9 protein-coding genes, 1 pseudogene and 1 other annotated feature are annotated in these 11,714 nt (G+C 34.6%); of the genes and pseudogenes, 9 read left to right on the top strand and 1 reads right to left on the bottom strand.

From position 1 onward, the window contains the following. Positions 1–88: 88 nt before the first annotated feature. Positions 89–421: a hypothetical protein gene (locus TA89_RS14135; protein ID WP_040214295.1), complete on the bottom strand. Its 333-nt coding sequence runs from the start codon at positions 419–421 to the stop codon at positions 89–91. A 230-nt stretch (positions 422–651) separates the two neighbouring features. Here TA89_RS14135 and TA89_RS14130 point away from each other — a divergent pair, with 230 nt between their 5' ends. From TA89_RS14130 to tyrS, 9 genes and pseudogenes are all read left to right on the top strand, one after another. Then, positions 652–1,317 carry a response regulator transcription factor gene (locus tag TA89_RS14130; protein ID WP_040214293.1) on the top strand — a complete coding sequence of 222 codons (666 nt, stop codon included), beginning with the start codon at positions 652–654 and terminating at the stop codon, positions 1,315–1,317. Continuing rightward, the gene (locus tag TA89_RS14125; protein WP_040214292.1) at positions 1,314–2,348 is read left to right on the top strand and encodes a sensor histidine kinase; all 1,035 of its coding nucleotides are present in this window, start codon (positions 1,314–1,316) and stop codon (positions 2,346–2,348) included. The genes TA89_RS14130 and TA89_RS14125 overlap by 4 nt, the downstream gene beginning before the upstream one ends. Positions 2,349–2,467: 119 nt before the next feature. Beyond that, positions 2,468–3,235: an ABC transporter ATP-binding protein gene (locus TA89_RS14120; RefSeq protein WP_040214291.1), complete on the top strand. Its 768-nt coding sequence runs from the start codon at positions 2,468–2,470 to the stop codon at positions 3,233–3,235. Further along, entirely contained in the window at positions 3,225–5,246 is a 2,022-nt protein-coding gene (locus TA89_RS14115; RefSeq protein WP_040214289.1) for an FtsX-like permease family protein, read from the top strand. The genes TA89_RS14120 and TA89_RS14115 overlap by 11 nt, the downstream gene beginning before the upstream one ends. A gap of 78 nt (positions 5,247–5,324) precedes the next feature. Next, positions 5,325–7,018, top strand: a pseudogene (locus TA89_RS14110) (M3 family oligoendopeptidase). Positions 7,019–7,032: 14 nt separating this feature from the next. Next, complete coding sequence (locus TA89_RS14105; protein WP_040214287.1) at positions 7,033–7,800, top strand: alpha/beta hydrolase family protein; 768 nt, start codon at positions 7,033–7,035, stop codon at positions 7,798–7,800. 212 nt (positions 7,801–8,012) lie between these two features. After that, entirely contained in the window at positions 8,013–8,411 is a 399-nt protein-coding gene (locus tag TA89_RS14100) for a hypothetical protein (protein WP_040214286.1), read from the top strand. A gap of 192 nt (positions 8,412–8,603) precedes the next feature. After that, complete coding sequence (locus TA89_RS14095; protein WP_082023961.1) at positions 8,604–10,019, top strand: alkaline phosphatase family protein; 1,416 nt, start codon at positions 8,604–8,606, stop codon at positions 10,017–10,019. A 124-nt stretch (positions 10,020–10,143) separates the two neighbouring features. Beyond that, positions 10,144–10,405: a binding site (T-box leader), on the top strand. Between the two features lie 70 nt (positions 10,406–10,475). Next, positions 10,476–11,663, top strand: a complete 1,188-nt coding sequence (gene tyrS / locus TA89_RS14090) for a tyrosine--tRNA ligase (protein ID WP_040214284.1) — start codon at positions 10,476–10,478, stop codon at positions 11,661–11,663. Positions 11,664–11,714 lie beyond the last annotated feature (51 nt).

Genomic DNA, 11,714 nt, shown 5'->3' with positions numbered 1-11,714 from the left:
TATAAGAATAACATATTTGATTAAGTTATATAGGGAAAGATATAGCGCTTTTATAAATAATAATTCCATAAAAGCTTATGCAGTACCTTTAAGAAAATAGATACAACAATCCTACTATTACTGATAAGGCTATAAGTAATTTATCAATGAACTGAGGTTTCTTAAAGATAAATCTAAAGATTAATCCGCCTAGGCTTAAAAGTCCTATACCCCAGGCTATTATCCTTTGCAGAACATAATTATCAGGCTGGCCGCTGGAGGATAAAAAGGCTATAAGTATAGCAAATAAAGCCATAACAATCATTAAAATATCTGATGCTTTTTCGCTTTTAACCGTAAACAGGAGAAGTGTACCTGCAGCTCCAAATAAAGAAAGTATGACAAAAAGAATAAATAAAGCACCAATAGCATTTATATTCATATGGAAAAACCTCCTTATTTAATGTGTTATTGAAAATATTATACTATTTGTAATCCGATAATATCAGTGAAACCGCTGTTGTAAACGGAATATTTACAACTAGGTGCCAGGCACCTGACAAGTGACATTCTTAGTAATAGCTTATATGGACTGTATTCTGTTTAGAGGTTATTATATAATGATTTTGTAAAGTAAATATTAAGTTGGATAAAGAGGTAATGGAGGTAGTTATGCAGACTATTTTTGTTGTGGAAGACGATTTGAAAATTAAAACTGAATTGATGACTCTTCTTAAGAGATATGGATATAAGTGTATAGAATCTAAAGAATTTGAAAATATTGTAGAGGAAGTGCTGAAGAGCGATGCTCAGCTTGTATTACTTGATATTAATCTGCCTTTTTTTGATGGTTATCATGTATGCAGGGAGATTCGAAAAAAATCTCATATACCTATAATTGTGGTAACCAGCAGGGATAGCGAAATGGATGAGCTTATGAGCATGAATCTTGGTGCAGATGACTTTATAACTAAGCCTTACAATACTCAAATACTTCTTGCCAGGATTTCTTCACTGCTTAAGAGAGCCTATAATATGGATACTATAAAAACTCTTACTCATAAAGGTGTAACATTAGATTTGTCTAAAAGTACAGCAAGTTATGAAGGTAAAGAGGTAGAGCTTACCAAAAATGAGCTTAGAATACTTAATCTTCTCATAAAAAATAGCGGAGTTATTCTGCCCAGGGACGAAATCATGAATGATCTCTGGCAGTCTGATGAATTCGTAGATGACAATACATTAACGGTGAATATTAACAGACTTAGAAAGAAATTGGAGGAAATAGGAGTTTATAATTATCTTATAACAAAACGAGGACAGGGATATTTAGTATGAGTTTATGGGACTTTTTAAAGGAGAAATCTATAGGGATTTTTATAAATATAGGTGCACTTATTTTTGTAAGTATGCTTTTATATCTTTTAAATCTTAATTTTTATACTATATTCTTTGTATCAGCAGTGTATTTTACAGCTTTTTCTTCTGCTTTGATTATTGAGTTTACCAGCAAGTATAGCTTTTATAGAAACTTAGAAAAAAGTATGAAGAATCTGGATAAGAAGTATCTACTTCAGGAAGTTATAGAGCCTCCTGCGTTTCTAGAGGGAAGGATTTTGCATGAATGTCTTAAGGAAAGTAATAAATCCATGAATGATGAAATTGCAAAATATAAAATTAGTACTCAGGAATACAGAGAATATATTGAAACCTGGGTGCATGAAATAAAAACCCCCATAGCCTCCAGCAGGCTTATACTGGAAAACAATAAAAGCACTGTTTCTTCAAGTCTAAATGAAGAGCTTGTTAAAATAGAAGGCTTTGTTGAACAAGTTTTATATTATTCTAGAAGCAATACAGTGGAGAAGGATTATATAATTAAAAAATCAAGTCTGAGGGATATAGTTAATGCTGTTATAAGGAAGAATTCTAAGACATTAATAGAAGAAAAAATCAGTATTGAAACAGAAAATTTAGATGTTTTTGTGTTTACGGATGTTAAGTGGATTGATTTTATACTAGGTCAGCTTTTGAGCAATTCTATAAAATATATGAAAATCGCTGAAAAGGAAGGAATAATACCTTCAGAAAGACGAAAAATAAGGATAAGAGCCTTAGAAAAGGATAACAGTATTTCATTATTACTGGAGGATAATGGAATAGGAATTCCTGAAAAAGATTTAAATAAAGTCTTCGATAAAGGGTTTACCGGGGAAAACGGAAGAAGATCTGCCAAATCTACAGGATTAGGACTGTACTTATGCAGGAAGCTTTGTGATAAGCTTGGTCTTAATATACAACTTCAATCCAAAGAAAATCGAGGAACTATGGTGGAAATAGTATTTCCCAAAAGCAATATGTATGCATAGGCGTGGACTAACACGCCTTTTTATATTACGAATTTGTAAGGTTCATGTAACTTAAAGCTATGGCAGTGGATTTTTTAAGAAGTTAGACTATAGATAGTTAATCACAGGGAGGAATTAAAATGAGTACAGTTTTAAAAGTGGAAAACATAGAAAAATATTACGGAAATAAAGGAAACCTTACTAAAGCAGTAGATAATATCAGCTTTCAGGTGGAAAAGGGAGAGTATATAGGAATAATGGGAGCTTCAGGAAGCGGAAAGACCACCCTGCTGAACTGCATCTCTACCATAGACACAGTAACCTCAGGGCATATTTACATCGGTGAAAAGGATATAACGGAAATGAATTCTAAAAAGCTGTCCAGATTCAGACGGGAGGAGCTTGGGTTTATTTTTCAGGATTTTAACCTTTTAGATACATTAACTGCCTTTGAAAATATAGCATTAGCTTTGACTATACTAAAAGTTCCCGCAGGAGAAATAAACAGTAGGATAAAGGTTGTAGCGGAAAGGCTTGGAATAACAAATGTTTTAAATAAGTATCCTTATGAGATATCAGGAGGAGAAAAACAGAGGGTAGCCAGTGCAAGAGCAATAGTTACTAATCCTTCTTTGATATTAGCAGATGAGCCAACGGGAGCCTTGGATTCAAAATCCTCCAGAATGCTTTTAGAAAGCTTTGCAAAGTTAAATGAAGAATTCCATGCCACGATTCTTATGGTAACTCATGATGCCTTTACAGCAAGTTACTGCAAGAGAATTCTCTTCATTAAGGATGGGAAAATATTTAATGAGATAATTAAAGGAAAGGATTCCCGCAAGGAATTTTTTAATAAGATAATCGAAGTTGTGACTCTATTAGGAGGTGACAACAGCAATGTATTATAAACTATCCTTAAGAAACGTTAAAAGAAGTATAAGAGATTATGCTATTTATTTTGTGACCTTAACCTTTGGTGTTTGTATATTTTATGTTTTTAACTCTATAGAATCTCAACAGGCCATGCTTCAGATATCTACTTCTCAAAGGCAGATACTGAAAAATTTATCTAAAACCATTGGATATATTTCTGTTTTCATATCTGTGGTACTTGGCTTTTTAATAATTTATGCCAATAGGTTTTTAATCAAAAGAAGAAAAAGAGAACTGGGAATATATATGACTTTGGGAATGGATAAAAGCCATATATCGCGGATTCTTATGGTTGAAACATTCTTTATAGGACTGGTGTCCCTGGCTGTGGGACTTACTTTAGGAATTTTTGCTTCTCAAGGATTGGCTTTAATTACAGCTAAGATTTTTGAGGTGAAGTTAAAAACCTTTGAGTTTATATTTTCTCAGGAAGCTTTGTGGAAATCCATAATGTACTTTGGAATAATGTTTATATTTATTATGATATTTAACACTATAGCTATATCAAAATACAAGCTTATAGATCTTATAAATGCAAACAGGAAAAATGAAAGACTTAAAATAAGAAAGCTTTGGATCTCCGTTATATTGTTTATTATAGGTATAGCCTGTCTAGGTGCTGCTTATTATTTAATCATAAAAAATAAAATGATGACGGTGGATATGGAATTTACTATGTCAATATTGCTAGGCTCCTTGGGAACCCTGCTGTTCTTTATGTCACTGTCAGGTTTTTTGTTAAAGGTTATACAGTCAAATAAAAAGCTCTATCTTAAAAATTTAAATATGTTTGTTCTTCGTCAGATTAACAGCAAAATCAATACCACATATATATCTATGACTATAATCTGTATAATGCTTCTTATAACTATAGGAACTATTTCCACCGGTATGGGTATGGCAGAGGTTTTAACCGGTGATTTGGAGGCTGTTACACCCTATGATGCAAGCGTTGAATATATCAGCAGAGAAGGGACTCCAGTAAAAGGTATATATGAAGCCTTTAAGAAAGAAAATATAAACATTGAAAATATTGCAAAGGACTATGTTAGTGCAGCTAATTATACTGATAAAAGTATCACATATGGAAAACTATTAAAGGGAGATACTGAAGATATAAAAAATCAATATTTTCTTGAAAAGCTTATGACCTTAGAAGTGGGCATAATGAAACTTTCACATTACAATAAGCTTCTTGAAATGCAGGGCAAATCTTCAGTATCTCTTGAGAATAATCAGTTTATAATAAATTCTGATTTTAGCGAGATGGAAAAGCCTTTAAACTATTTTTTAAAAAACATCGGAGAGCTAAAGATAAACGGGAAAGTGCTGAAGGCAAAGGAAGAAAAGATTCAGGATAATACTATTATGACCAGTTCTATGAAGATGAACTTTGGTACTATAGTAGTACAGGACTCAGTGGTTTCAGGACTAAACACGGTAAGCGAGCATCTTGCCGTTAATTATAAAGAAAAAAATAATGAATATGAAGAAATGTTTATACGGGAAATGGAAAAGAGTAGAGTAAAATTCAACTATTTTACTAAGCTTCAGGTTTATGAGCAATCCGCAGGTTTGAAGATAATGCTTTCATATATATCTATTTATATTGGTATAGTATTTTTAATCACCAGTGCTGCAGTGCTTGCCCTTCAACAGCTGTCAGAAGCTGCAGATAATATTGAAAGGTATATACTTCTCAGAAAGATAGGGGTAGAAGAAAAAATGATTAACAGATCTATTTTTACTCAGATTGCAATTTACTTTATGATGCCGCTAAGTCTTGCTGTTGTTCATTCAATAGTAGGAGTTAAAGTGATAATCGATGTAGTTCAGCAGTTTGGAGAAATGAATATATTGTCTAACGTCATCAGCATTTCTGTCTTTATAATATTAATATATGGTTCTTACTTTTTGGCTACCTACTTGGGAAGTAAAAACATGCTGAAAATATCAGGTGCCAGGCACCTGACAAGTGACATTTAATAACTGATAATTCACAATTGTAAAATTAATCAAGTAGACCTATAATTTATAGTATATATAAATTTAGGAGGCGATAAAATGAAATTCAGTGAACTTGGATATGAAAGACCGGACATTAAAGCCTTGGAAGAAAGCTTTAACAGGCTTTTAAAGGATTTTAACAGTGCTTCTACCTTTGAAAAGCAGAGCGAGATTATGGAGGAAATAAACGCTCTGAGAAGCGGAATAGAAACTATGGCGGAAATAATAGGCATAAGACATACTATAGATACTACAGATAAATTTTATGAAGATGAGCAAAACTATCTTGATGAGGTTATGCCTATATATGAGGGTATGGTTTCAGAGTATTATAAAAGCATTGTAAATTCTAAGTTTAGAGATAAGCTTGAAGAAAGATGGGGAAAGCAGGTTTTTAACATTGCAGAGCTTACGATCAACACCTTTAAGCCTGAGATTATAGAAGACCTTCAGGCAGAAAACAAGCTTTCCAGCGAATATACAAAGCTTATCGCTTCAGCTAAGATTGACTTTATGGGTGAAGAAAGAAACCTTTCCGGATTAACCCTTTCCTTCAATCAAAGGATAGAGAGGTAAGAAAAAAAGCCATGGAAGCAAAATATGGATTCTTTAAGGAAAAAGAGGCTGACCTTGATAGAATTTATGATGAGCTTGTAAAAGTAAGAACTAAAATAGCCAAGAAGCTTGGATATAAAAACTTTGTAGAACTTGCCTATGCTAGGATGAAGAGAGCAGACTATGATGCGGAAATGGTTAAAGGCTTCAGAAAGCAGGTTTTAGAAAATATAGTTCCGGAAGCAACTGCATTAAGAGAAAGACAGAGAAAGAGACTTGGGCTTGATAAGTTGTATTTTTATGATGAAGCTCTGGCCTTTAACAGCGGTAATGCTATTCCAAAGGGTAATCCGGAATGGATAATAGAAAATGGAGCAAAGATGTATTCAGAGCTGTCACCGGAAACTGAAGAATTCTTTAACTTTATGGTAGACAATGAGCTTATGGATTTAGTGAATAAAAAAGGAAAAGCCGGCGGCGGATACTGTACTTATATAGCTGACTATAGATCACCTTTTATATTTTCAAACTTTAATGGTACTTCAGGAGATATAGATGTCCTTACCCATGAAGCTGGTCACGCCTTCCAGGTTTACAGCAGCAGAGATTATGAGCTTCCTGAATATCACTTCCCAACCTTCGAAGCCTGTGAAATACATTCCATGAGCATGGAGTTCTTTACCTGGCCCTGGATGGATTTATTTTTCAAGGAGGATACTGAAAAATATAAGTTTAATCATTTAATGAGCGCCTTAACCTTTATTCCTTACGGGGTTACCGTGGACGAATTCCAACATGAGGTATATGAAAATCCTGACATGACCCCTGCAGAAAGAAAGGCAAAATGGAGAAAAATTGAGAAAAAGTACCTTCCTCACAGAGATTATGACGGCAATGACTATTTAGAAAGAGGAGGCTTCTGGTATCAACAGGGGCATATATTTGGAACTCCTTTTTACTATATTGATTATACCCTGGCTCAAATATGTTCCTTACAATTCTGGAAAAAATCCAGGGAAAACAGAGACGCTGCATGGAATGATTATTTAACCTTATGCAAGGCAGGAGGAAGCAGATCCTTCCTGGAGCTGGTAGAGCTTGCAAATTTAATTTCACCTTTTAAAGATGGGTGTATTCACAGCGTTATGGGTCCAATAAAGGAATATCTGGACTCAGTAGAGGATTCTAAGCTTTAAGGAGGACATAGAAATTGCTTAATAATGAATACTTGAATATTGAAAAAATTATTCTTTCCGGAATACCCTGTATAGTTATAAAGCCAAGAGAAGCTGAAGGAAAGCTTAAAACTATCCTTTTATATCACGGCTGGTCTTCTAAAAAGGAGAATCATACCATGCTGGGAGAAACCTTAGCTTTATATGGATATATGGTAATTATTCCTGATGCTGCATATCATGGAGAAAGAGGAAGTATTGATTATGAAGATCCCAATAATGCCGCAAAATATTTCTGGAATATAGTTTTTAACAATATAAAAGAATCAGAAACCCTACTCTGCGAGGCTGTAAGGAGCTTAGGAGGAGATGAAAAAAACATCGGAGTTATAGGACATTCCATGGGAGGCTTTAGTGCTGCAGGTATATTCATAAAACATCCGGAAGTGAAGGCTATAGTTAATATCAATGGTTCCTTTGCTTATGAAAAGGCGGAAAATATATTTCTTACCTCCCTTAACAGCGGATTTACTGTGCCAAAAGAACATCTGGAGGAGCTAAAAAGCTATGATCCTGTAAATAATAAAGACAAATTCAAGGACAGAGCGGTATTGATGCTTCATGGAGAAGCGGATGCAGTGGTTTCTATAGAAAGCCAGGAATATTTTTATAAGGAAATATTGAATACTTATAAGGCTGCTTCGGAGAATATAAAATTCGTAAGATATCCAAGATTAAACCACTATGTCACCATTGCAATGGTGGAAGAAGCTATAGAATGGTTTAACAAGCACCTGGTATAGTGATTTATATATTAATTCAAGGCTGTTACCTTTTATAATAGTTCACTTATTAATTAAAGGTTACAACCTTGAATGGTAATTTACCTATTAATTAGGGGTTATAGAGCTTTATTGAGATAAGCTTTATAACCTTTATATTTTTTATGCTTCAAGAATTAAATTGGACATGCCTGAATATATAATTAATATCAATATTATTTTTAGGAGGGTATATGTCACTGACTCTTTTGAAAATCTTGGGGGCAGCTTCATTTCTTTTTGCTATGATATCTGTATCCTATTATATCTTTAAAATTATCGGCAAAGAAAAAACCGTCAAGGTTATGAAGGAAGTTCATAAGATTACTGGAATACTGGCTCTTATAACCGGCTTTATACATGGATATTATCTTGCCGGTGCAGGAAGCATTTCAGGATATTTTGCATGGCTGACTATGGCGGCACTGGCTTTTTCCTGCCTCTTTGTGAAACCGGAAAACCGGCAGGGAGCTTTTAAAGCTGTTCAGATGGCCTTAATAGTGATGCTTGTATTATTTGCCTGCTTCCATGTGTATAGTGTTTGTATAGGCTATCCAACAATTAAAATAATGGATACGGTTCTATCTGCATAAAAGCTGTCCTGCAAAGGACGGTTTTTATTTTATGCTGTATTCTTCTTAACCACACCATTATTTGGAATGCTATTTAATAAATTTAATTATATAATGAATATGTAATTATTATTAATTTAATAATTTGTCACTTGTCAGGTGCCTGGCACCATATTTATAATTTTATTTAAATAATAATTTTGAGGTGAATATATGTCGGATAGAAAAAAGGTTCTTGCAGCGGCGGCAGGAGCAGCAGTGGCCGCAGGAGCAGCATATAAAATTAATAAAGATATAAAGAATAAGAAGGCGTTAAAGGAAGCATTAACAGAGCATCTTATAATAATTTCCTTAGATGGATTTCACAGCAGAGATTTGGAAATGCTGAATGAGCTGCCTAATATAAAAAAGTTAATCTCTGAAGGTGCGTATTCTGAAAAGGTTAAGAGCATTTATCCCTCCGTTACCTACGCCTGCCATTCCAGTATTATTACAGGGAATTATCCCGATAAGCATGGGGTTTATAATAACGAAAAGTTTCAGCCTGGAATAAAATCACCGGAATGGAACTGGTACTGCAGGGATAATAAAAGCGTTAAGCTTTATGATCTGGCAGTAAAGAAAGGTTTTAAAGTAGGCTCCCTTTTCTGGCCTGTTATGGCAGGGGCAAATATACAATATAACATTCCTGAAATATGGCCCATTAAAGAAGGAGAAAGCCAGGTACCTTTGATTTTGAAGTACGGAACACCTAAGTTTGCGTTAGAGGCTGCAGCTTTATACGGAAAGGTTCTTAAGGGGAAAAAGCAGCCTTATTTAAATACTTTTACTGTTAAAGCAGCTAAATATATGATAAAAAGAAAAAAGCCAAACTTAATGATGGTTCACCTTACTGATGTTGATCACTGGAGGCACAAGTATGGAGCCTTTCATAACTATGTAAAGCAGTCATTAATAGATACTGATAAGGCTATAGGTGAGATTATAGAAGCTGCGAGGCAGGCTGGAATATATGATAAATCTACCTTTGTTGTACTGGGGGATCATGCCTTTATAGATGTAGACCACAGAATATCTTTAAATTCGGCCTTTAGGGAAGCGGGACTTATAGAGGTGAATTCTAAAGATGAAATTACTGCATGGAGAGCTTACTGCAGCCACTGCGACGGATCTGCCCAGATATTTTTAAAAGACTCTCAGGATGATGAAGCCAGAGAAAAGGTTGTGAAAATAATAGAAGCTTTAATCCAAGATAAAAGCTCAGGGGTGGAAAAGATTTATACTAAGGAAGAATTAAAGAATAAAAGGGTTACTGGTGATTTTGAATTCATGGTGGAAGCAAAAATAGGATATTATTTCAGCTATCACTGGAATAGACCTCAGGTGGTGGAGAAGGTTGATCTTAATGATTTCGATCCTTATGATTCTGAATACTACGTCGGCATGCATGGCTTTGATCCTGACAAAGAGGATTATAGAACTGTGTTTATAGCTGCGGGAAAAGGAGTAAAACAAGGAGTACATATTGAGGACATGTGTATAGTAGATGAAGGTCCTACCTTTGCAAAACTCCTGGGTTTAGACTTAGGAGAAGTAGATGGACAAGTTGTTGATATATTTGAAGACTAGGCGAGGATTTTGTAGATATTACTATAGAATGAGTGTTTTTAAAAGTTTCATTTGATAAAAATTTCGAAAAATCAGGTTGACAGAATGGAAATAGGGTTCTATAATCATAAATAATCTAATAAAGTTAAACACGATGACAAGAAAGAGTAGAAATATTTATCTTTTACAGAGAGCTTCCGGCTGGTGAAAGGAAGAAAAGAGAATGTTTTGAATACAGCTTCGAGTGAAGTACCAAAAGTCTTTAAGACAAGTAGGCTGCTATGGGTTCCCTGCATCCCTTATAATGCTAGAGTATCATGCGTAAGCATCGTACTTGAAGAGGTTGGTGCTGCGAAGCATCAATAAATTGAGGTGGTAACACGGGATTATATGCTCTCGTCCTCTGGCTTTTATGCCAGAGGATGAGGGCTTTTTTGATTTATTAAATAAAATTAAGTTTCTAAGGAGGAAGTATAAATGAAATCAGTGGAAGAGCAAATTAAGATTATAGGAAAAGGAGCAGATGAGATAATAAGCCTGGAGGATCTTAAAAAGAAACTTCATAAATCTGTGGAAGAAAATAAACCTTTAACAGTAAAGCTTGGCTTAGATCCTTCAGCGCCGGATATACATTTAGGCCATGCTGTAGTACTGAGAAAAATCAAGCAGCTTCAGGACTTAGGTCATAGAGCGGTTATAATAATCGGGGACTTTACCGGAATGATAGGAGATCCAACGGGTAAATCCAAAGCAAGAAAGCAGCTTACAAAGGAACAGGTGCTTATCAATGCTAAGACCTATGAAGAGCAGATATTCAGAATTTTAGACTTAAGTAAAACTGAGGTAAGATTTAACAGTGAGTGGCTTGAGACTTTAAACTTCAGGGACATAATAGAATTAACTTCTAAATACACAGTAGCAAGGATGCTGGAGAGGGAAGATTTTAAAAACAGATTTGAGAATAATTTAAGCATAGGAATACACGAATTCTTTTACCCTCTTATGCAGGCTTATGACTCATTAGCCGTTGAAGCAGACATTGAGCTTGGAGGAACAGATCAGAGGTTTAACATTTTGATGGGAAGAACTATGCAGAAGGACTTTGAAAAAGAACCTCAGGTGGCAATATTCATGCCTCTTTTAGAAGGATTGGACGGCAAAGAAAAAATGAGCAAAAGCCTTGGAAATTACATCGGTATAATGGAAAGCGCTCAGGATATATATGGAAAAGCCATGTCCATACCTGATGAGCTGATGATAAAATACTTCGAATTAGCTACAGACATTCACCCTGATGAAGTAGAAGCTATAAAGAGCAGGCTGGATAATGGAGAAAATCCAAGGAACATTAAAATGCTTTTAGCCAAAGAGCTTGTAACACTATATCACAGCAGAGAAGAGGCTGAGCAAGCAGAAGAAAACTTTAAAAATATATTTCAAAGAAAAGCTCTTCCTGAAAATATAGAAGAGTTTCATGCAGATACCTCTAAGGATTTAGCCTCCATAATAGTTGAAATAGGCTTTGCTCCTAGTAAAAGTGAAGCAAAGAGGCTTATAAAACAGGGTGGAGTTAAGATAAATGGTGAAAAGGCTTCAGATAAATCCCAATTAAACTCCCAGGATGTGCTGCAGGTAGGTAAGTTAAAGTTTGCAAGGATAATATAATTTAATAATAATCCTCCGATTAGTTGTGTTTATGAAATTATCTTAGCAGAG

Origin of the sequence: Clostridium polynesiense (assembly GCF_000820705.1) — a bacterium.
In the GTDB taxonomy this organism is placed as follows: Bacteria; Bacillota; Clostridia; order Clostridiales; family Clostridiaceae; genus Clostridium_AA; species Clostridium_AA polynesiense.
The sequence above is the reverse complement of the archived record's forward strand: the minus strand, read 5'-3'. Positions and strand labels throughout refer to the sequence as shown.